The sequence below is a fragment of the Thermococcus henrietii genome (assembly GCF_900198835.1).
In the GTDB taxonomy this organism is placed as follows: domain Archaea; phylum Methanobacteriota_B; class Thermococci; order Thermococcales; family Thermococcaceae; genus Thermococcus; species Thermococcus henrietii.
Genome location: NZ_LT900021.1, coordinates 1547440 through 1570348, shown reverse-complemented (window position 1 = coordinate 1570348; position 22909 = coordinate 1547440). Strand labels below are relative to the sequence as shown.

Below are 22909 nucleotides of genomic sequence, written 5' to 3'. Positions count from 1 at the left end.
AACTCACACCCCGTTTTCGCGCTCTATCTTGTGAAGAAGCACCTTGAGCCTTTCAATGAAGTCCTCTCTTACGGGCAGGTTTTCTCTAATCATGAGCTCAAGGGCTTCAATTGCCCTTCCGAGTTCTTCCCTGTGCTGGGTTGTATAGAACTTCAGGTCGCTTAGGGTGTTGAGAAGCTCCGCCTTCCTGTTGAGCTCCGCGTAAGCCAGGGCAAGCTTTGAGAGAGTCTGGACAACGAGCCGGCTGTTCTCTCTGATTTCCTCAGCTGTCTTGCTCTTCTTCAGGGCTTCCACGCTTCTTGCGAGCGTTTTCTTCAGCTCCTCAACTTGGGACTCGAGCTCCTGCTTCCGCTTCTCGCTTTCTTCGAGCTTCTCAAGGTCCATCAGGAATTCTTCAACGCTTCCGTACCGGTTTTCCTTCCTCTTCGCCAGCAACTTCTCGAAGAGCCCATCGTACTTTGCCAATGCGAGGTTGAAGTCGGAGGGCGGCTTATGGCGGTAGTTTTCGTCGGTTATCTTGCCGAAGACCTCCTCGTATGTGTAGCCCTCGAAGGGAACCCTACCTGTGAGAAGCTCGTAGAAAATCGTTCCCAGTTGCCAAATGTCTGTTCTGGTGTCGGTGCTTCCGAACCTGCTGGGCATAAGGTGTTCGGGGGCTGCGTAGAGTGGGGTGTAGCCCATCACGCTCCTTCCCGAGCTCATCGTTCCGATTTTTGCGAGTCCCCAGTCGGTTATCTTTGGCGTTAAGTCAGCCTTCAGGAGGATGTTTCCAGGCTTTAAGTCGCGGTGAACGATGCCTTTCGAGTGGGCGTGTTTTAGGCCTTCCGCAATGCCCTTTATGAGTCTCAGTGCGGTTTCCTCATCAACGGGCTTAGGCAGTTCTTCAAGTGTTCTAACGAGCTTTTCGCCAACTTCGGCTCCTTCAACGAACTCCATCTCAAGGTGAGGAACTGGTAAAATGTCCGCGTCGTAGAGCTTGACGACGTTGGGATGATTGAGCTGGAACCACGTTGAAACCTCGCGGAGGAAGGTTTTACTGGTTTTCTCGTCGATTCTTGGGACCTTTAGGGCGACTGTTTTGCCGTCCTTTTTGCGTTTGACCTTGAAGACCTTGGCGAAGCCGCCCTCGCCAAGGAACTCGAGTGGCTCATATCTGTTTAGGAGCTCCTGGGGGAAGCCTTCCAAGGGCTTGGATACGCTTTCTTTGGGTTGCCGTGGGGAGGGAGGCCTCTTTTCTTTTCTGTGCCTTTTACGGCCTATGGCAACCGCTACAACCCCAACTGCAATCAGAAGAGCCAGACCCAACAGCTTTGAAGTGATAGAGGTTTCTTCAGGGGAGCCCGGGGAATTCGTTGTGAGTTCCCGAGTCAGCGTGATATAGACGTAGTACAAAGTGTGCATATCTGGGTTCAGTGTGAGGTTCTCTGGATTGTACCCTCTCAGGTTAATCTGGAGTTGGTATTTCATGTCTGGAAGGAGTGTATAGTTGTATACTGGACTCGTGCCTATGATAACACCGTTCAGCTCTATTTCCGCACCGGGAGGGCTTGTTTTCACGTTAAGAATGGGATTTTCTCCAACCTTAAAATTGAACACCATAGGGACGTTTAGTGTAATGTTTCTGCCGGGGACCGCATTGAAGAGAACAATGACTGTTCCATACATGTTTTTTTCGAGTCGAATTGTATGAATTCCCTCCGAGACCTCAAGCCCGTGTATAGGAGTCACTCCGACGTATTTACCATCGAGGTAAACGCTAACTCCCGGAGCCGTTGTGTCGATGTTAACCACCGGGGTGCTTTTGCTGGCCGCGGCCGGTGTAGAGGACGCCAAAATTGCCACGAGGAGCAGGGCTATCACTACGAGACTCCCCATGTTCTTAGTCACCATCTCCACACCACCACCGTGACGTTGTCTTCAGTGGCAGGCAGGGCCCTTTCCACGAGGGTTTTGGCGAGGTCACGTGCCGTTTTCCCCGGGGTGAGCGCCCGCAGGATTTCCTCCTTTGGAACGTAGTCGTGAAGGCCGTCCGTGCTGAGCAGGAGAACGTGGCCGGGTCCGGCTTCCCAGCGGTAGAGGTCAACCATCAGACGCCGCCCAATTGCAGAACTCACCCTGTTCCTGAGTGGATGGTACATGGCTTCCTCCTCGCTTACCTGCCCCATAAGGACGAGCTCCTGAAGTGGTGAATGGTCGAGCGTCCTCGCGACGAGCCTCCCCCTGGAAACCAGGTACGCCCTGCTGTCGCCGGTGTTGGCAACGATAACAGTCCTTCCCCTAACCACGGCCGAGACGAGGGTCGTCCCCATCCCTTCAAGCGGCCCCTTTGCGCGCTCCCTAACAACGGAGTGGGCAACTTCGTGGGTCTTCCTCAGGAGAATCGCGAGAAGGTCTTCTTCAAGGCCTTCAACGTACTCCTCCCCAAAGACCCCCGCAAGGGTTTCCAGGGCCAGCCTAGAAGCGACTTCCCCGGCGTTGTGGCCGCCCAGTCCGTCCGCAACGGCAAGTAGGTATCCGTCGGGGAGCTTCATGATGAGCAGGCCGTCCTCGTTGTGCTTTCGTCCTCCAATGTGGGTTATCCCGTAAACGAAGTCAGTTCCGGCCCCGCTGAAGTCCACGCATGGATTTTCGGGCAGTATTAGCCTCATCTCTCCACCTCCCGTTTAATCCTATCAACAAGGACTTCCACTCTCTCAACGAGTTCCCGGGAAATCGGCAGGCCCTCCCTCAGGAGGAGCTCGACGGTTTCAATCGCCCGCTCAACCTCTCCCCTTTCTTCCCGAGTGAACTCCTTGAGCTCCTCAAGCGCACTAATCAGGCCTGCCTTGTCGTTGAGCCTCGCCGAAAGGACCGCGTTCCTCCCAAGTCCTTCAACGAGTTTCCTGACGAGCCTCTGAACCTCCGACCTGTCCGTCGTTACTTGGATGGTTTTCTTGAGCTCCTCAATCTGCCCTCTGAGGTCGGTCCTTTCTCCTTCAAGCTTCTCCAAGAGCTTAAGGTCTTCCAGAAACTCCTCAACGCTTCCGTAGCGGTCTTCCTTCCTCTTCGCCAGCAGCTTCTCGAAGAGCCCATCGTACTTCGCAAGCTCTGGCCTAACGGCACTCGGCGGTTTTGGCTTGGTTTCTGGGTTGAGAATCTTTGCGATTACACTTGCGGGGCCCTTCCCTCCGTAGGGCAGTTTTCCTGTCAGGAGTTCATAGAAGATTAGGCCGAGCTGGTAGATGTCCGTCCTGTGGTCGGTGCGCCCGTAGGTTTCGGGGTCAAGCTGCTCCGGCGCGGCGTAGAGAACCGTTACCCCCGAGGTGGTGGTCGTTGAATGTGTTCCTATTTTCGCGAGTCCCCAGTCGGTTATCTTTGGCGTTAAGTCAGCCTTCAGGAGGATGTTTCCGGGTTTTAAGTCCCTGTGGATTATACCCTTCGAGTGCGCGTGCTCCAATCCCTCTGCGATGCCTCTGATGAGTTCTAAAGCAGTGGTCTCATCAACGGGCTTTGGCAGTTCCTCAAGAGTTCTAACGAGCTTCCCATCAACCTCAGCCCCTTCGACGAACTCCATCTCGAGGTATGGTACTGGCTCCTCCTCTGCACGGTAGAGCTTTACTATGTTTGGATGCTCCAGCATGTTCCAGGCCTGAACTTCCCTAATGAAGGATTTTCTTGACTTATCTGTTAGATGCGGGACTTTTAGGGCGACTGTTTTGCCGTCCTTTTTGCGTTTGACCTTGAAGACCTTGGCGAAGCCGCCCTCGCCAAGGAACGCGAGTGGCTCGTACCTGTCCAAGAGCCCAGGAGGAAAGCCGGGGATGGTGCGGTTGCCCCTATTCTCACTTCCGCTCCTGCTCTTCAGGAAGACAAGTCCAACGAAGAGGAATACTAGAATACCTCCAATTGCGAGGTAGGAGACTTGTGAAGACGGGCCCTTTCCTGTCGTTCCTGTCTCTGGCAGGGAGCTCGGAGGTTGGGCAAGAGGGTTGTTTGATACTTCCTGTGCGGACGTCGATGAGCTCGGACCTGAAGCCCCAAGGGATCCAGACGCAACGGTGATTCCCCAGTGGATTACGTTCGAGACAAAGGTTGGCCCGTCGAGCTTGATGCCGTAATACTGACTAACCCACATTGGAATGTAGCCTCCAACGGGCGTCTCGCCGCTGACTACCAGAACACTCCTTTTGTTGCCCGAATTCCATACCCATGCCACCACTATCGGGAATTCACCCTTTTCTCCGGCCTTGTAAGCCTTTGCAGAGGGTGCGCTGTTCTCAACGATTTGGGCATTTTTGCTCGTCCTGAGTATGATGTAAACTCCCGAAGGCTTGTTCCCATCCCTCAGGGGCTTCCAAGTGCCGTTTGCGAAGAGCGCCACCGGCCCGGGCCCGTGCGCGAGGATGCCATGAGCTACTCCCTGAATCAAAAGCAGGCGGTAGGGGGTATCATTGCTCGGTCTGTCGTAGGCTATGAGGCGGTATGCCTTCCCGCCGGCGTTGCTCACGGGGTCCTCAACGGAGCACAGGTCAAGGCGTAGGGGCGCTCCAAGGGCTTTGAGCAGGCCGTTCACTATCTCTTGGGTCTTGGCACCGTTTCCATAGTCCGAATCACCGGCAACCCACAGAACCTTCCCTCCGGAGTAGAACCACTCCCTTATGGCTGAGATTTCGGCGCTTGAGAGGTTTGCCGTTGGCTGGCCGAGTATGAGGACGTCAACGTTTTCCAGCAGGCCCGGAGTTATTGACCTGCCCAGCCAGCGAATTCCCAGCTCATCCTGGTAACTCTCATTCCCAAAGTAGACGAAGTTATATTGGGTTAAGATTTCAACTATTCCTGGAGCGAGCGTCTGATTTTTGTAGACCACTGACGTGAGGCCGTTTGGGTTCTCGCCGTGAGAGAGGTCTATCCCAATCGTTGTTGCACTGACGTACGGCAATATAATTAAGAAAACCACGGGGAGCAACAGGAGAGATGGATTTCTGCTCATTTCCCACCACCAACATGCCGGCTTCTACATTGTCCCTTGCAATTGGCAGTGTCTTTCCAATTGGGTCTTGTGGGGATTCCCATCATTTTTTGGGTGAGTTATCCCCCTCATTCCTCTCGCCTCTAGGTAATTGTGAAACCTTCTGAGCTGAGCAGGAATATTCCCTCTTCAACGTCTCCCTCGTGAGGATGAACTCTAGGTCGTTGTGATGATGCTCTTTGCACATTCAACTTTTCCATTAGATGTGGGACTATTTTGATTTCCTCTGAAATTTTAAAGTGCCGTTTGTGGAGCTTTATTGCTGTCGAAGTCATTCAACTTCCCTCTGAACCTTGTGCAGGAGGACCTTCAGCTCGTCCAGCGTGGACTTGCTTATTGGCACGCTCTCCTGCATCATCATCTTGAACTGGTCTATTGCACTTTCAAGCTCATCTCTATGTTCCTTCGAGAACGCCTTCAAATCCTCAAGCGCGTTGATGAGTCCAGCTTTGTCGTTGAGCTGGGCATGTAGTATGGCATTTCTGCTCAGCTGTTCAACAAGCTGGCGCATGAGCTTTTTGAGTTCCTTGCTATTTGTTGTGAGACTCATGGTGGTCTTCGTCTTTTCTATCTCCCTCTCAAGGGTCCTTCTCTCCTCTTCTATCTTTTCTATGAGCTCCAAATCCGCTAAAAACTCCTCAACGGACTGGTAGCGGTCCTCCTTGTTCTTAGCGAGGAGCTTCTCGAAGATTCCATCGTACTTCGCCAAAGCTTTGTTGTAGTGACTCGGTGGCTTGGGCTTCACCGCTGGATTTATCACCCTAGCCATGACCACCGCGGGGGTGGTTCCTGTGTAGGGAAGCTTTCCGGTTAAAAGTTCGTAGAATATCAGTCCGAGCTGATAAATATCCGTTCTGTGGTCGGTATGCCCATATGTTCCTTCGTCAAGCTGTTCTGGCGCGGCGTAGAGAAGCGTTAGTCCCTTAGTGGTTGTAGCAGTTGTTGATACGGCTCCAACCTTGGCCAATCCCCAGTCGGTTATTTTCGGCGTTAAATCGCTTGTTATGAGGACGTTCTGGGGCTTAAGGTCGCGGTGATAGACCTCCTTGGAGTGCGCGTGAGCTAAACCACTGGCGATACCTTTGATAAAGTGGAGTGCCTCACTTTCCTCAACTGGCTTCGGGTATCTTCCAAGGTCTCTAATGGTTTCGCCATTGAGTTTTACCCCGTCCACAAACTCCAGCTCGAGATGAGGCAACGGTTCAGCGTAGGCGTCGTAGAGCGTGACGATGTTTGGGTGGTCAAGCAGACGCCAAGCCTTAACCTCCTTGAGGAAGAAACGCTTTGCCTTCTCGTCGAGGCGGGAAACCTTAAGGGCTATGATTTTCCCGTCGGATTTCCTTCTAACCTTGAAGACTTTGGCGAAGCCGCCCTCACCGAGGAACTCGAGGGGTTCATACTTGTCGAGGAGCTCCAATGGAAATCCCACAATAGATGTCCCCTGTGTGTGCTTTTTCTTCCGAGACTTCACGCGCCATGCTCCAACGGTAACTCCACCAAGGACCACCAAACTTAGAAACAGAATGAGTGCGTATGAGTTTGGGGATGTGTTCCTGTCTCTTTTTGAATAGGAACCCACGGTTATGGAGGTTGTCTCTTTTGTCGGAATGGCCTTTGATGAAGTCATTGTTGCCAATACATGGGATGAGCTGGTGTTTGTTGATGTTTGGGATTGTAGGGAAGGAGTTGCCATGACGAGAGCTACGGATAGAGTTACTCCCTCTCCAGCTGTAATGAGTACCTTTTTTGTGTACTCCTTATACCCACTCTTTCTAAGTATTATCTCATGGGTTCCACTGGGTATACTGTAATTCTCTAGTGGCGTCATGCCCACGTATCTTCCATCAATGTAAACTTTGGCGTCCTCTGGTGTTGATGTAACTGTTACATATCCTACAAGGGGAGTGAGAGTCACGTTCCTTGTAATAACACTATTGGACTCCACGTCTAAGACTTCAGTATGGTTCTTGTATCCAGTTTTCATAATCACGAGAACGTATTTACCAGGTTTGACTGTTATTTTCATCGGAGTTGTTCCCAGGTACGTTCCATTGAGAAGTATCTGCGCATTGGAAGGCGTTGAGGTTATTATTAGAGTACCTTCTCTAAGGTCAGGTAAACTCCGGAAGCTGACGGTACCATCACTGTCAGCGAGAAGTATATAACTTCCGTCATTGGACACGTCCATAGGTCTTGATGGTGAGGAGGGGTACTCCTCGGCAGGTATTGTCAGGATTTTTCTGAGATTGGGAACAGTGAATACTTTAACTCCGTTCGCCCTTACTGCTAGGTAAAGCCGGTTTCCCTGTTTGAAAAATTCAACCGCTCTAACCGTTCCTACAATCGACTCTTTTACGAGCTCCCCCTTATTATTGAGGACGTATACCCTCCCGTCACTTCCTCCAACTGCAATGTAGTTTGAGTCTGGGGAAATGTCGGCGCTTAATAACATGTCATCGGTTACGTGTTTTTTCCACACAACGCGACCATTTTCAATGTACCAAACATACCCGCCATTTCTCGTAGTTACTGTTGCCACAACATTCCCGTCGTTGCTTACGGCGACGTGGACTGTTATCGTGTCCTCTGCAGTTAGGGGTACCTTCCACAGAGGGTCCCCCTTGAAATTAAAGAGGTACACCCCACCAATCGCTCCTGCCACTACATACTTTCCATTGGGCGTTGAATCAACGCTCGTGACTGTTGTCGACACGTCGTATCTCCAGAGAAGTGTTCCGTTCCGTGAAAACGCTCGGACATCTCCACCTACTGCGTAGACTCTCGACCCGTTGGCGGTTATCGCGACGTCGTAAACACTTGACGACAGCGGGTGGCTCCACAGTATTTTCCCATTAAGCACATAGTAGACGCTTCCATCTGGCATTTCTGTACCGACCACGGAACAGCCGTTGTCGGATACCGCAACGGCTCTTGGAGTATAGTTAAACCGCAGGCTCCAAGGGGTGTAGGAGTAAGTTTCCGTTGAGTTCTGACCAAGTGAAGTCCTGTAGATGTATACCGTATCTTTTTCTGAGGTAACAACCATTGAACCCGAGAAATAAAGAACATTTGAGGCTAGAATCTTAGTGGGAATCACTTTCCCGCTGGAAACATCAACCTCTGCCATTCTACCGAAGTAACCGGGCACCCCGAGGTAGGCTCCATCTTCGCGAAATGCTATCTTACTGGTGTGTAGGTTAGTCGTCCAGTTTATCCTGTGTAGAATGGCCCCTCCAAAACTGAGCACGTAAATATTGCAGTACCAGCTCCCTGAGTTACCTTGAGACATAACAACGGCCCCAATCATCCCAGTGGCATCGTTCACGGCAAGGCTCTCCACGTTTCCGTTTTCAAGCTTTGTTTTCCATTTAATATTACCCGATATATCAAACGCTAAAAGATTAGTATTGTATCCTTTTCCAATTCCCCACGTTCCAACTATTATGTACGTTTGACCAGTCCAGTACATAAACTTCACGTCGTATATCCAAGAACCAACTTCTTGAGCCCAGAGTAGACTCCCACTGACATTCCAGAGCTCAAGGGTGTTCCCGTTGCCTATCGCGATGAGACCATGGTCAATAGCAATCGCACTAACCCACTGATTAGGTTCATGGCTCCTCCAGAGAACTTTTCCCTTTGAATCGATGACGTAAAGGCCGTGGTCATCAGTTCCAACTGCGAAGTACTTCCCATCCGGTGATAATCCAACGCTTATTATGTGCCCGTTGTCATTGGGAGGCAAGTCAATATCCAGCAACTTTGTGCCTTTTTCTGAGTAAAGCATTACCGTTCTGTTGCTGCCAATGAGGATGAAACCATTGTTGTAATCATAGTGATAAGTTAGTCTCTCTTGGAGGCTTGGGAGGGGTATCTCTTTCCAGAATTCGTATGCAGGCTGTCCTAATGCAAAGTTAGCATTCAATAAAGCCAACAATAGGATAACAAGGACGGATATAACTTCCAATGTGTTTTCCCAAGGTATACAGCATGTTTTACTCTTGGTGGAGTTCATCCCCCAAACTCCTCCGCCCACTTCTCGTACCTCTCGACCTCCTTCCTCGTCAGCGGGCTCTTAATCTTCTTGAACGCCTCTTCGAAGTCCCTCATCTCAAGAGGCCTCGTTCTGAGCGAGCGCTTCTTCAGCTCGTGGAATGGAAGCTCGGCGAGCTTGTGAAGGTCCCTGTTCTCCTCACGTATCATATTCCATATTGCTTCCTGGCAGAGGTTCTTGATGTCCCTTCCCGAGTACCGGCGTCTGACGCTCTCCTCGGCTATCGCGTCCAAGTCAAGTCTGCTTGTGTCGAGCCCACGCGTGTTGATTTTGATTATCTCCTTCGTGGCTTTCTGGTCCGGTAACGGAACGTAAATCCTCCGTGGAAACCTTGACAGAACCGCTTCATCAAGGTCCCAGGGGGTGTTGGTCGCCGCCAGCGTTAGGACGAGCACGTCATTGCCCTTGTCCTGGAAGCCGTCGAGTTCGGTCAGCAGTGTTGACAGCATCCTCCTGCTGGCCTCACTCTGGTCACCGGAGCGCTTCGTTGTCAGGGCATCTATTTCATCCATGAACACTATACTGGGGGCCTTCTCTCTAGCCACCTCGTAGAGGGCCGAGATTATCTTCGCGGATTCGCCGAAGTACTTGCTTAGGACGTTGCTGGCTTTGACAGAGAAGAAGGTCGCGTTTAAGCTTCCAGCTGCCGCGCTCGCGAGGAGGGTCTTACCGGTTCCAGGCGGGCCGAAGAGAAGGATTCCCTTCCAAGGCTGTACTGACTGGGGTTTTTGTAGGGCTGAGATAACAATGGTCTCCATCATGAGTCTCTTAACTTCCTCAAGACCACCTATGTCGTTCCACTTAACGTTTGACCTTGCAATGAGGCCCTCTACGTACTGTTTGAATACATCATCTTCACCATTCTCTTCGAAGTTCCCGCTTCTCCTTTGGTTCCCACCCTCTTTTATCGGCTTGTTCCTCTTTATCCCGTAGCGGCCGGCTTCAACGTCCCTTGCGATGGCTTCCCACTTCTTGGCCTTTCTAAGATAACTCTCCCTGCTGAACTCGTCATAGTTGGCGAGCTGCCTCAGTATGCGGGCACACTCCAGAGCCTTCTTCTTGGCAACCTCGTTATTTCCTTTCTTTACGGCTTCTTCGAATTCCCTTTTCGCTTTCTTGAAGGCGGCCATTAAAGGTCCTGAAAGGTCAACTGGCATTCTTACACCTCCTCCTAACTTTCTCATTTATCTGATAAGTTTTCTGCTCATCACAACCACAAAGAACGAAAGCATGAACGCACCGATAAAGGCTTCACTCGCCGCGAGTAGTCTATGGGAGGGGACGGGGGTTATATCCCCGTATCCAACGGTTGTAAACGTCACAATGCTAAAGTAGAGGCAGTCCCTTGGGGAACCCACACGGATTGTTCCACTCACACAGAAAATCAGTGCGTAAGCCAGTATTATCGTCACCGTCGTCAAGAGAACTCTCAGTGGGCTTTCTCCGTAAAGGGATGTAATCCCGTACAACCTGTTTGTAACGTACCTGAGCGTTCCCTCAACAACACCCAGTTTTCCACCTCCCGTTAGGGGCAGAAATCTGGTTGAACTATGATTCTGAACCCGTGATGCTATTAACTGAAGCTTACCACGAACGCGCCACTCGCCGACTGAGTAAACCGAGGCCCTGTCGTAGAGCCCCTTGGTCCTAAAAATTCTCTTCAGGTCAAGGTAAACTTCAAGAGCCTTGGAGTAGGAATCGTATGCCCTTTCAAAGTCCTTTTTCTTTCTGAATTCATCTCCTTCTTTTTCCTCAACTGCGATGTCGTCAAAAATCGCGTGCTCAACGTTTTTTGCCCCATCAAACTCAGCCCCATAGAGCCTTGCCCCCCTGAAGTCGGCGCCAAGGAGATTTGTGCCATTCAGACTTGCACCGTAGAGCTCGGCTCCATTGAGAGACGCCCTAATAAGGCTCGTACCCTCAAGGTTGGCAAAGCTCAGGGTTGCTTCGTCTAGGTTGGCTCCCGTTAAGTCAGCATTACGTATATCAGCGTTTGTCAGGTTCGCACCGTCCAGCTTGGCACTGCTTAAATCAACACCCACCAAAGAGGCCCATTCAAGGTTTGCCCCGCTTAGATTACCTTCACTTACATCGGCATAGCGGAGGTTGACGTTGCTGAGGTTTGCCCCCCTCAGATTTGCCCCGCTGAGGTATGCCTCCTCCAGGTCTTCCCCGCTTAGCTCTGCCTCTTCAAAGTTCTTCCCACTGAATGGAAGGTGGAAAATGCAGAGGCCAAGCTCCTCCGCCTCGCGCGGACACTCCTTAATCGAATGCCTGTACTGGTGGGTGCATCTCATTTAGACCACCTAGAGCCTTTCAAAGCCGAGCTTGACCTTGTGGATGAGAATCTCGGCTTTTTGAATGAGTTCATCCGGAATCGGAAGGCCCTCCTCTGTTATTATTTGCAGGTACTTTGCAAGGTTTCTGAACTCATTTCCCAGTTCTCCTGTAACGTAGTTCACGATATCCGTTGCGTATTTATATGCCTCGATCTTATTTCCGGTTTTCATGCTCATCAGCAGAAGGTCGCCGAGATACGAAACAATCCTGTGCCTGTCCCTCACAGTCGTGCTCTTTTTGAGCTCCTCCTTGAGGGACATGCCGAGGTAAATCGCGAGGTCCCTCTGGAGTTCGAGCATGTTCTTGTAGCGGAGCTCCTTGTCCTTGGAGAGCATTTTCATTATTATGTGCTCCACTTCCTTCGCCTCTGGATTGAGCCGGCTCGGCAGAACCGGGTCCTCTGTAGTGATCTTTGAAGCCAGCTCCACGAAATCGCTCGCCTCAAATGGAAGATTTCCGGTTACGAGCTCGTAGAACACCACGCCCAACTGCCAGATGTCCGTCCTCTCATCGGTGCCCCCGAAGTTTGTCGGACTTATCTGCTCTGGGGCGGCGTAAAGCGGGGTAAAGCCTGCAACCGTGGAGCTCCTGCTGCTCGTCATGACCTTGCTCAGTCCCCAGTCGCTTATCTTTGGAACCCCGTTTTTGAGGAGGATGTTGCTCGGCTTCAGGTCGCGGTGGACGACCTTCTTATTGTGGGCGTACTTCAGGCCTTCAGCTATGTTGAAAATCAGCCATGCTGCTTTCTTTACGTCCATAGGCTTTTTCTCCCGCCTAAGACTGCAGTCACAGTATTCCATCTCAAGGTACGGGATGGGAAGGATATTGTAATCGTAGAGTTCCACGATGTTTGGATGCCTCAGGTTGGCCCAGTTCTGGAGCTCCTTGATGAAACTCTTGCCAGTAGCCTCGTCTAGGTTTATGGGAACCTTTACGGCGACGACCTTTCCATCGCTCGCCCTTTTGGCCTTGAAGACCCTGGCGAAGCCGCCCCTGCCTATAAACTCAACTTCAGTGTATTTGTTGGAGAGCTCCTGGGGAAAGGTAGTAGGGGAGGCCGGCCTTGGGGCGAATTCATCAACCGTCATGGCGGTGGTCTTCTGCTCTATCTGCTTCAAGCGCCTGTTGATGAAGAGCATGAGGGCAACGAAAACGGCAACCACACCGGCACCTATGTAGTAGAACGTGCTCGAGCTCATTGTAACCCCTGCTATTTCAACTGGCCCTTCTGAGGAGCCCTTCAATGGAACAAGCGTCAATGCGAGGGAAGTCTTTTCCCCACCCTTGATTGTAACGTTCCTCTCTTCATCCTCGTAGCCTTCGCGGACTATTCTCACGGTGTAGTTGCCGGGGGTGAGGGTTATCCTCAGAGGTGAGAGGCCCTGGTAATCCCCGTTTACATAGACCTTGGCTTGAGTTGGACTCGTGGTAACCTCAAGGACGCCGTAAGCTTCGCTCAGAACTGCACTGACCTTCTCCGAGGAGCCTGGAGTTAGGGAGACGGTTTTTACCCAGTCCAGATAACCCTCTTTAACCAGTTTTACCTCGTAGTCGCCGGCTTCAAGTGTCAAGTTGAGGGGCGTAACCCCCGCGTACTCCCTGTTCAAATAGACCTTTGCTCCCTCGGGAGTGGAGGTTACCTCCAAGACTGCTCCCGTGTCCGCGGCCACCTTCTCAAGAGTTACGTTGAGGGTTTTCGTCTCCCCCGCAAGGAGCTTAACGGTCGAGGTCCACCGGGTGTAGCCTATCTTCTCGATGGCTATTGAATAAGTACCCTCCTCAAGCTCAAGGGTTATGGGAGTATTTCCCTTGTATGAGCCGTCCACGAAGACCCTCGCGTTGGATGGGAAGCTCTTGATTTTCAGTGTGACCCTAACGTTGGGCAGAGGAACCGTGCTCTCGATTTTGTAGTATTCTACGGTGCCGTTCTCGAAGCCTATCAGGAGGTAGTTGTTCCTGCTGACTGCGAAATCAACTATTAATCCAGGAAAAGTTGCTGTAAGAATCTCTGTGCCATTTTGTATCGAGAAAATCTTGATAGTGCTGGTTAATTTATTTTCATCTCGTAGACATGCCACCAAGAAGTCCCTTGAAAACTTGAAGCCCCCTATAACCCCAGATACGGGCTTGGTCCAGATAATATCCCCCGTTATTTTCTGAACGCGAATAATGCCATCTCCTGGGAGGGGCAGGTATACTACGGTTTCACCATCCTTGCTGATACGGATATATCCCCTTTCCCCACTTTCCCACAGGAGTTTACCGCTCGATGAAAGGATAAATGTGTTGTTATACCCACCATCAACACTCACTGCCAAGTGGTTTCCCTGAGAGTCCATAGAGAGTCCCCACACCCTCGTTCCCCAGGTAGGGCTTGGAAACGGCTTCTTCCATACCTCATTGATTTTGGAGCCATCAAACGTGAAGTAGTAAATGCTGGCGTTTGCCACCTCCGTCATGTTATCATCGGTCCAGCCTGCAAAGGTTCCAACTGCTATTCTATTACCGTTTTCTGAGATGGCGACCGTGTATGATCCACCACTGTAAAAGTCAAAAAATCTGTTCGCAACTTCATCGCCTTTCATATTGAGCACGTGAAGATAGTGGTCGTCGCCAACAACCGCTATGTATTTTCCATTCCCGCTAACTGCTACATCTCTGAGTATTCCCTCGAAAGTGTCTTTTCCAATCTCGTTGCCGGAGCTGTCCATAATGACAACGTCACTTAAATAATTCGGAAAGATCCCCTTAGGGTTCGGATAGTAACTAATGACCGCAAGAACTTTCCCTTCATCGTCCGCATCAACAGCGTAAACGCTTCCCCTAACCTGTGCCGTGAACACAGGAATCAACTTGGCGTTTTTGGCATTCACACTAAACTTCGCCGGAGGCACAAATCCGTTGGTAAGAACCAACGTCCCACCGCCGAACGTCGCCGCTATGTAGCGACCGCTCCTCGATACCTCAACATCACCCACCTCGCCGAATTCCTTGGAGAAATCCTCCTCCCACAGAACGTTTCCAGAGGAGGAGAGTAAAGACAGCCTACCAGGTTTCTGAGCGACGGCGAGATAGCTCCCCTCCCAGTCGATGGATACTGCAACGGGAGTACCGAGCAGAGGCACCGAGAACTCGGTTTTTCCAGTTTTAGCATTGAGTTTCTGGAGTTTCGGTGTATCCCCGGAGGTTCCCACGTACACATCTCCACGGTCAACAACGAGGAGAGCAGTAACGCTTCCTCCGAGCTTTTTAGCCCACACGACCTTTCCGTCGGAAACCTCAACGAGGCGGAGTTCGCTTCCCTGGGCTACCGCGAGGTAGTTGGCATCGTAGGTCATTCCAACAAGGGGCCTATCCGTCCCCAAATCGAGCTTAAATACGACCTCTGAGAACTTCTTGTTCGTTATATACGCGTAGTAGTGCCCGTTATCCATCAGCAGGAGAAGAACCCTGTCGGTCCAAGGGGAGGGTTCTACTTTCAGAACTTTCATCGAGTCTGGTGCTGTGAACCTTTTGTACATCCCGTTTTTATAGAAAACATGGATGAACTTTCCAGATGCAACATAGACATCCAACCCCCATGTGTTACGCTCAAGCTCGACATCGGTTATTGGATACACCAAATCCCTCGAATTCAGGAGGTTCCCCTTGAGGTCTCTAAACTCCAACCTGGTCCCGGAAGCTATTATCAACTGGTTCATTGTCTCACACACGGCAATCAGTGTACCTGGTGTCTTTGAGGACCACGAAACGCTAACGTTTCCAGCAGTAGCCCAAGGGACACTCTCCGAGACAATGAATACTAAAAGAACAAAAACTAGTACAAACATCTTCATTGCTCTCATGAAATTCCCCCTCCCTTATCTAACTGGCTCCTACCCATGCTAGACCCCCAACGAGCGCTGCAATCATCCAAATTCAACATCCCTCCCATCTCGAACCCCTCTGTGTCTAGGGGAGCTATAACATGCACTATACGTTCATACCCCGCTAACCTCATGAACTACCACCTCACCCTTCTCAACGAGCTCCTGCGGGGCCGGAAGACCCTCCTCAACCCTCAGCTCAATCTGTTCGATTAGCTTCTCCAGCTCTTCCCTCTCCCTCCCCCTTGCGTACCTCAGCAGGTCCCTTGCGTACTTCAGGGCCTCCTTCGCGTCCCCGAGCCGCAGGTGGAGGAGGAACAGCTGGCCCGCGTAGTAGGCCGAGCGCGAGGGCTCGACGCTCTTCTTGAGCTCTTCCCGGTACTTCCCGCCGAGGATTCCCGACAAATCCCGCTGGAGCTCTTCAACGCTTCCGTAGCGCCTCTCCTTCTCCTTACTCAGACAGCGGAGGATTACTCCTTCAAGGGGCTTCGCCTCTGGATTAAGCTCGCTCGGCTTCTGCGGCTCCTCCATGATTATCCTCCCGGCGACCTCGACGAAGTCGCTCCCCTCGAAGGGCCTCCTCCCCGTCGCGAGCTCGTACATGAGAACGCCCAGTTGCCATACGTCGGTTCTCTCGTCAACCCCTCCGAAGCGAGACGGACTTATCTGCTCGGGTGAGGCATAGTAAGGCGTCATCGCCGTTACCGTCGTGGTTCCGCTCTCGAACAGAACCTTCGCAAGCCCCCAGTCGCTTATCTTCGGCTTGGAGCCCTTGAGGAGGACGTTGCTTGGCTTCAGGTCGCGGTGGATTATACCCTTCGAGTGGGCGTACTTCAGGCCTTCCGCTACCTCAAAGGCTATCTCAGCCACGCGCTCCACCGGAAGGGGCTTCTCCAGGTCCTCGAGCGACCGGTCGCAGAGCTCCATCTCTATGTAGGGGTAAGGCGTCAGGTTGGCGTCGTGGAGCCTCACTATGTTGCTGTGCCTCAGCTCGCGCCATATTGAAACCTCGCGCAGAAAGAGCTTTCCGGTTCTCTCGTTGAGGACGTGGGGAACCTTGAGCGCGACCCACCGGCCGTCCCTCAGGGCGCGGTAGACCCTGCCAAAGCCGCCCTCTCCAATCTGCTCGACCCTCTCGTACCTCGACAGAAGGGCATCTAGCCCGTTGCCCCCGGCTTTTTCCCCTGCGATCTCGATTTCAATGGCCTTCTTCCCCATAAACGGCCCGGAGCGGACGCGGACGGTAAGCGCGTGCTTCCCAACCTTCGAGGGCACGAAGCGCACGTACTCGCTCCTCTCCTCGCCAGGGAGGAGGTACAGGTCAAGGGTCCTCCTCTCCAGCTTTCCGTAGAGGGCCAGCTCCGACAGGTCTATCGAGACGCGAAGGCTTTTCCCTGTCCTGTTCCTGAAACCAACCTTTATCAGCGCCTCAGCTCCCCGGATTAGCTTTTTCGGCGCCTCAAAAATCAGCCCGTCCGTAAGGGAGATTCCGGGATTTGAGTCCTTGTCATGCGGTTTCTTGGGCACCGGTCTGGGAACTGGTTCGGGTCTTGGTCTCCGAGGGCCTGTTTCCCGCAGGAATCTCTCAATCCACGGCAGGAATATGAAGAACGATATGAGTAACCCGAAGCCCTGAAGGAGGGCAATCAGGAAAATCGAGATGATGAGCCTCCGAACGAAGTCCTCCTCAAGGCTTCTCTTTGGCATCTTTTTTCTCTCCTGTCGTTTTAACTTTGAGATAAACCTAAAAAGGGAGGCAAATCTCACCTCCCCATCTTTATCTCGTGGATGATGACGTCGGCTTTCATCAGCGCGTCTTCACCTAACCTGACATTTTCCTCCATCGCAAGTTTTACTTGGTCAATGAGCCAATTGAGGTCAGAGTTCATTCTCCCTGTATAACGCTGGAGGTCTAGGAGGTATTTCAAAGCCTCATTTAGATTACCAAGCTTTAGATGCATTAGTGCTAAGTTACCGGCATAGAATACTACTGCTCTTGGGTCCTGGCTTTTTTTCATACTCTCAACGAGGCTTAGGTTTAACACCCTTGCAAGGTCCTGTTGCAACTCCTCAACGCTGGTGTAGCGGTCTTCTTTTCTCTTGGCGAGCATCTTCATGATAATGGGTTCAATTAGTTTTGCCTCAGGGTTGATAGAACTGGGTGGAATTGGGTCTTTGCCTATTATTGAGAAAGTTATCTCGCCTAGGTCGCTACCATCAAAGGGCAGTTTTCCGGTGACGAGCTCATAGAAGATAACTCCAAGTGCCCAGATATCTGTTCTCTCGTCTGTGTGTCCAAATTGGGACTTTGAAAGTTGTTCCGGAGCTGCGTAGAGGAGAGTAAAGCTAGTAGTAGTTGTCGAACTCTTGCTCTCGTTCATGACTTTACTAAGTCCCCAGTCACTTATCTTTGGAATTCCTGCCTTTAAGAGAACATTACTTGGTTTCAAGTCTCTGTGAATAACACCCCGCTTGTGTGCATACTTCAATCCTTCGGCGATGTTAAATATTATCCAAGTCGCCTGCTCGACGTCTAGTGGTGTCCTTAGTTTTGAGAGAGGTTTATCACAGTACTCCATTTCCAGGTATGGAATTGGTAGAACATTTGCATCGTACAGTTCTACAATGTTTGGATGTTTGAGGTGAAGCCAGTGGGTAATCTCCCTGAGGAAGGATTTTCCTGTTACCGGGTCTATGTTCTTCGGTATTTTTAAAGCGACTACTTTGCCGTCTTTCTTTCTCCGTGCTTTGTATACCCAAGCAAAACCTCCCTGGCCAATAAGTTCAAAGTCTGTGTAGAGCTCCTGGAGGCTCTCAACGATGTTTCCGGTCGTTGGAGCAGTTGTCCTTATCGGCTTCTTTTCTACGGAGTCATTCTGGGAAACTGGAGCTGGTTTGGACTTTCTCCGAGAGAATGCATAGGCACTTACCCCAACTATGGCAAGGGCGCCAAGGATGTAGTAATAGTATTTAGAAGATGAAGAGCTTGTTCCCTCAAGCACTAAATCGGCCTGGGCAAGAATACGAAGGGCTCTTGTGTAATCTTTGTCTTGATATGCACTGTAAGCTTGCTGGAGTAGTGTTCCTGCTTTGGACGTGTCAACGCCTTTGGCTTTTTCCTCTTGGAGTTTGGTATATAATGCGTCGTAGTAGGACTTGACCGCAAGAGCTTGAGCAGTTTCAGCGAATTCTTTGGCGAGTTTGTAATCCCCGTTGTTGTAGGCATTCTGTGCCTCTTCCAGCAGAGTCTTCGCTTGGCTGGTGTTCACGTAGGATGGTACCTGGGATATTATTGTCTTAGCTGCGCCTATTGCGGAGCTGGCGACTGGGGCGAGGGTTGAGGTAGATGTTTGCGTATTCGATGTAGCTTGGGTTGTTGTGGAAGACGAGGTTTGGGTTGGAGTTTGAGTTGTTGTAGAAGTTTGAGTAGCTGTTGAGGTGTAGGTGGTCGTTGGAGTTGTCGACTGGCTATACTCCTCTGTAATGTGTTCACTACCCACAGTAACAAGAGGGTCTTTGGGGGCATAGAGGCGTAGATATGCATATTTAAAATATGCAGTAGCTCCGTCTGGTTGCTCTCGTGAGGATAACCCAAACATTCTCGGGGCTGTATAATTTTGATCAGTGGCAGTAAGAATTTCTGACTTTCCGGTGTTGAGATTTTTAATGTAGCCAATGACTTGAGATGGTGTTAATGCAATACACGCCAAATACCATGAAGACCCATCATTAGATATATTGCCTAGAGCAATATTTTTCCACTGCCATGGGTTTCCAGAGGATTCTCCTATGCTCCATCCGTATCCATAGGCCCTAACATCTACAAAATAACCTGTTCCAGGATTAGATACGTATCCACCAAAGGGAGGACTGTACCATACAACCCAATTCTGATAGTCATTGGAAGATTTTGCTACAGTACACCACATTAAGTTTTCACGTCCCCAGTATTGGTTTGTCAAAAGGTACCCCCTGTTACCATTAGCTGTGTATTTTAGTAATCCATTCACAAGGGTCCATGTTGAGTTATAACTGTAGTTAAGGTTCCATTTTTGTTTGTTTATTATCACATCTCTTGAAAAATCATCAAAAAACTCGAACACTTTATCCCCATTGCTTCTACTCTGGGCGTTGGGATTGCCGTAGTATAATTTTAATGTGACCGTCCCATATGCTGGGATTTCTGGAACTATCGTCCAGATTTCCGCCTCTTTTGAAGTTAAGTTCCACTCCTCAATCCAGTAGGGCAAAAAGTTGCCGTTTTCATCCACTATCCTTATATCACTACCATCGGGGTTGGCGTGGAAGAAGTCAAAGTTAGTTGAGTTGAGTTTAATCAGAACCTGAAAGTTCTTCAATGTTTGTCCGGACTTGTCCTGTATGATAACATTGCGATAATACTTCCACTTAGATAGGTCCTCAGGAGTTAGATATTGAACCACTTTTAGGATTGGAGTTTGTTTTGATATTGATGCACTTGAATTTATTTCAAAAACTCTTACGTTGTCAAAGAACACTTTGGTATTAGCGTGTCCAGCGGTTAATACTATAGCGTTGATATTGTTTGTGTCTGTATGCTCCACAGGGATATTGCTGGCGACAAGTTTGTTGTTTATATACACAGAGTACGTGTTTGTGTTTCTGTTAAGAATTACTGTGACATGATACCACTTCTGAGGCTTCCAAGAGATTAATCTGTGCTCTATACCTGAGGATAGGGCGTAAATAATGCCATTGTGAGCAAATTGTACATCGGCATAGTATCTACCCCAGGAATCTAGATTCCCATTCCAGAAGGCCAATCGTATAACAGTAGTTCTATTCCCTCCACATCCCTCGGTTCCAAAACTCTGGGCCATAACATCTGCTTCAAACCCTATTATCTGAGCATTCGAGTTGAATTTATGTTCTGCAACTGCAGCCCAGCATCCTTGAGCAGACAATAACTGCAGTGCTTTTTCTCCTGTTTTAACAGGGTAAGAGACTACTTTTTGATAACTGCTACCTGCTCCTTCATAATCAAGAATCCATCCGCCTGCTGAAGGAAATGACCCAACAGTGTAATTTTCAAAGCCGTCAAAGAAGATAGTATGCCCCATACTCTGGGAGTTCTCGTTACTCTCAGAACTTCCACTATTTTCAAGACTGTTGATTTTGGACAGGGGGACTGTCCCTTCTTCCTGCACTCCTTCGAGTTGTCCAGCCCACCCAACAAAATCCAAATATTCACCGGAGATATTACCAACCACATATATCAACACAGATTCATTATCTTTCCTATCAGAGAACTTGTAAATTCTACCCCCTGAGAGCATTTCAACGTTGTCAATTGTTCCGTCCCCATTATAGTCCTCATAGATTTTTACGTTACTGGCAGCGTAGAATACGAGCTCTCTGTTTACATCATTATTATCGACTTTTCCAATCCATCCAATCAACGTTGAGTTCATAGCCGGCTTTATGGCTGTAGCACTCATGGCGTATCTTGAGGCTCCATCTCCCCAAGGGTCTTGGTAGTAATAAGTTCTAAAGACAAAGACTTCTGAGTTTTGGAGTGTAAAAACTTGTGGTGTTGAAGGTAGGGATTCGTTTTTGATAATGTTTCCGTTTGAATCCAAGATGAGATAACGCTCATTAACTTCCTGTGTATTCATCTCATAAGCATACTGTGCATTTGAATCGGGAATCAAAAATTTGCCTGACATTGGGGGCATCAATGGGAATGCGTAGCTCCTGCTTCTTGTGGAGGGATCTATTGATACTCCCATAGCCACAACAGGCTTTGTGGAAGTTACAACCACAGTTTGAGGAGTAGTGAAATTTTCCGTTAGGACTTCTCCGGGGGAAACATGTCCGATGTAGTTCCCATTTATATAAACATCAGTTTCACTTGAATAAGCTGTTATGTACAACATTTTAACGTCTGGGCCTATTAGTTTGGTACCCGGAATAGGTGTTCCAAAGAACATGTATGAATCATCATAGTCCCCAAAATCATTGTTGGAGTATTGCCCCTGTATATACAGGGGTTTATTTGAGTATATCACCAACGGATTCTTGTTCCATTGAAACGTTTGATATTTGGAAACATCAGGAAAGTTGCCTATATACAGTCTATCCCCTGCAGAAAGAGTGAACACTTTATCTGAGGCATCAGGACCGTTAAAGTTAGTGTCTATAAGAACCTTTGTATCTGGTGTCGCCGAGAATACGACAATACCGCTGTGGTAACCATCTGCACCCCATAGGGATTCTAGGTATACTAATGGGAGGACATACTTGTACTCATAAATTGTATCTGAGTAACCTGTAGCTACAGTAGGGTAGGGAGTTAGGAGAAACGCTTCAATTACTAGAACGACCCACACAACAGCAATGATTCTCTTTTTCATTATCCCATCTCCAAGGGTTTTGGAAGCAAGAAAAAATCAAAACTCCTCGAACCAATCCTCCTTCCTTTTCTTCGGCCTCTCTTCGCCGGTTACTTTCTCTGCCGCTACCTCGGGCTCGAGTTCCCCTTCCTTGACCGCGTGGATGGTCCTCATAATCTCGGCAAGCTCCTCATCTTCTTCAAAATCCACACCTGCTCCTATCGTTTGGTCGGTCATGCCCAGCATCTGGTTGAGGTTCTCGTTGAAGTTCTGGGCATCGAGTTGCATCTCTGTGAGGTGGCGCTCAAGCTCCTCTGGAGACATCCTACGAAGTAGATTCCACGTCGGTGTGCCCTTGAGAAGAGCCTCGTTTTCCTTGATTATTGCAAGGTTACTGATGAGCATGAGCTGTTTGTTAAGTTGCATGTGAGTCTTCTGGAGGTTCTTTTTGCGCTGGTTGAGCGTTTTAATCTTGGTTGCAATGGTCAGCTCTTCGCTCTTGCTCCTCGCTCTTTTGGCTCTCTCGAATAGTATCGCTATCTCCCGGTCAATGCCTGCTATCTCATTCTCAACTTTCTCTATCTGGTACTCCAGTTTTATTCTGCTCTCGTTAAGGCTCTTCAAGGGGACGTCCAGCGGATTTCTTTTTCCAAAAAATTTTGAGAGGATGCTCATAGCTCCTCATCCTCAAGTTTTTTGTCCATAGAAATGACCTTCTCTGCGACCTCTTCTACATCAGCTTCCCCTGTTTCTACCTGGCTCCAGGCTTTGAGAAGCTCCCTCTCCGTCTCGTCTTCGCTCTCTTCAAATTCAGCAACCTCCATTTCGAATACCCTGTTGAGGCTGCTTACCATCTCATCGAACTCCTTTCCGTCAAGGTTTATCTTTATCAGGGCCTGCTCGAGCTGTTCTGGCTCAACACTGCTCAGCTTTTCCCATATCCCAACTTTCCGAAGCTCCTTCTCGTACTTCTTGACGATTATCATATTCTTTATCAGAGTGTACTGCTTTTGGGCCATCGTGAAGTCCTTGAGCTTGAGTTTCTGCTCCATGTCGAGGCTTTTGATTTCTTGGGCAAGCATCTTCTTCTTGAGTTTATCCGCTCCGATTCCCTCCTGAAAGAGCTGCTTTTTCTTTTTCTCTATCTGGTTGAGGTCCTTCTTGAGACGTTCCAGTCTGTTTCTCAGCCGTATCTCTTCCCCCTGGAGCTCCCTAAGGGAGAGCTTCTCTATCGTGTTCTTTTTCCCAAACATGTCTCTTAGTCCCATAT

The 22909-nt window shown here is 49.8% G+C and carries 11 protein-coding genes; all 11 read right to left on the bottom strand.

What is annotated here, in order from left to right:
* Positions 1–3 precede the first annotated feature (3 nt).
* The 11 genes from CS910_RS08550 to CS910_RS08500 all read right to left on the bottom strand — a co-directional run bounded on the left by CS910_RS08550 (position 4) and on the right by CS910_RS08500 (position 22907).
* Complete coding sequence (locus tag CS910_RS08550) at positions 4–1890, bottom strand: serine/threonine-protein kinase (RefSeq protein WP_099211180.1); 1887 nt, start codon at positions 1888–1890, stop codon at positions 4–6.
* Positions 1884–2648 carry a PP2C family protein-serine/threonine phosphatase gene (locus CS910_RS08545; RefSeq protein WP_099211178.1) on the bottom strand — a complete coding sequence of 255 codons (765 nt, stop codon included), beginning with the start codon at positions 2646–2648 and terminating at the stop codon, positions 1884–1886. Before CS910_RS08545 ends, CS910_RS08550 begins: the two co-directional genes overlap by 7 nt.
* Entirely contained in the window at positions 2645–4969 is a 2325-nt protein-coding gene (locus CS910_RS12070) for a serine/threonine protein kinase (protein ID WP_223211949.1), read from the bottom strand. The genes CS910_RS08545 and CS910_RS12070 overlap by 4 nt, the downstream gene beginning before the upstream one ends.
* A 310-nt stretch (positions 4970–5279) precedes the next feature.
* Positions 5280–9023 carry a protein kinase domain-containing protein gene (locus CS910_RS08535; RefSeq protein ID WP_099211176.1) on the bottom strand — a complete coding sequence of 1248 codons (3744 nt, stop codon included), beginning with the start codon at positions 9021–9023 and terminating at the stop codon, positions 5280–5282.
* The gene (locus CS910_RS08530; RefSeq protein WP_099211174.1) at positions 9020–10219 is read right to left on the bottom strand and encodes an ATP-binding protein; all 1200 of its coding nucleotides are present in this window, start codon (positions 10217–10219) and stop codon (positions 9020–9022) included. Before CS910_RS08530 ends, CS910_RS08535 begins: the two co-directional genes overlap by 4 nt.
* 27 nt (positions 10220–10246) lie before the next feature.
* Positions 10247–11359 (bottom strand): pentapeptide repeat-containing protein, encoded by a 1113-nt coding sequence (locus CS910_RS08525; protein WP_099211172.1) that lies wholly within the window; start codon positions 11357–11359, stop codon positions 10247–10249.
* Between the two features lie 9 nt (positions 11360–11368).
* On the bottom strand, positions 11369–15247 hold the full coding sequence (locus tag CS910_RS08520) for a PEGA domain-containing protein (RefSeq protein WP_099211170.1): 3879 nt from the start codon (positions 15245–15247) through the stop codon (positions 11369–11371).
* 135 nt (positions 15248–15382) lie between these two features.
* Positions 15383–16975 carry a serine/threonine-protein kinase gene (locus tag CS910_RS08515; RefSeq protein WP_099211168.1) on the bottom strand — a complete coding sequence of 531 codons (1593 nt, stop codon included), beginning with the start codon at positions 16973–16975 and terminating at the stop codon, positions 15383–15385.
* Between the two features lie 56 nt (positions 16976–17031).
* Positions 17032–21660: a DUF2341 domain-containing protein gene (locus CS910_RS08510; RefSeq protein WP_099211166.1), complete on the bottom strand. Its 4629-nt coding sequence runs from the start codon at positions 21658–21660 to the stop codon at positions 17032–17034.
* A gap of 36 nt (positions 21661–21696) precedes the next feature.
* Complete coding sequence (locus tag CS910_RS08505; RefSeq protein ID WP_099211164.1) at positions 21697–22314, bottom strand: hypothetical protein; 618 nt, start codon at positions 22312–22314, stop codon at positions 21697–21699.
* Complete coding sequence (locus CS910_RS08500) at positions 22311–22907, bottom strand: chromosome assembly protein (protein WP_099211162.1); 597 nt, start codon at positions 22905–22907, stop codon at positions 22311–22313. Before CS910_RS08500 ends, CS910_RS08505 begins: the two co-directional genes overlap by 4 nt.
* Between the last annotated feature and the right edge of the window lie 2 nt (positions 22908–22909).

Coding starts and splice junctions, on each gene's coding strand:
- CS910_RS08525 (WP_099211172.1), bottom strand. CDS start 11,359: ATGAGATGCACCCACCAGTACAGGCATTCGATTAAGGAGTGTCCGCGC.
- CS910_RS08520 (WP_099211170.1), bottom strand. CDS start 15,247: ATGAGAGCAATGAAGATGTTTGTACTAGTTTTTGTTCTTTTAGTATTC.
- CS910_RS08545 (WP_099211178.1), bottom strand. CDS start 2,648: ATGAGGCTAATACTGCCCGAAAATCCATGCGTGGACTTCAGCGGGGCC.
- CS910_RS08500 (WP_099211162.1), bottom strand. CDS start 22,907: ATGGGACTAAGAGACATGTTTGGGAAAAAGAACACGATAGAGAAGCTC.
- CS910_RS08550 (WP_099211180.1), bottom strand. CDS start 1,890: ATGGTGACTAAGAACATGGGGAGTCTCGTAGTGATAGCCCTGCTCCTC.
- CS910_RS12070 (WP_223211949.1), bottom strand. CDS start 4,969: ATGAGCAGAAATCCATCTCTCCTGTTGCTCCCCGTGGTTTTCTTAATT.
- CS910_RS08535 (WP_099211176.1), bottom strand. CDS start 9,023: ATGAACTCCACCAAGAGTAAAACATGCTGTATACCTTGGGAAAACACA.
- CS910_RS08505 (WP_099211164.1), bottom strand. CDS start 22,314: ATGAGCATCCTCTCAAAATTTTTTGGAAAAAGAAATCCGCTGGACGTC.
- CS910_RS08510 (WP_099211166.1), bottom strand. CDS start 21,660: ATGAAAAAGAGAATCATTGCTGTTGTGTGGGTCGTTCTAGTAATTGAA.
- CS910_RS08530 (WP_099211174.1), bottom strand. CDS start 10,219: ATGCCAGTTGACCTTTCAGGACCTTTAATGGCCGCCTTCAAGAAAGCG.
- CS910_RS08515 (WP_099211168.1), bottom strand. CDS start 16,975: ATGCCAAAGAGAAGCCTTGAGGAGGACTTCGTTCGGAGGCTCATCATC.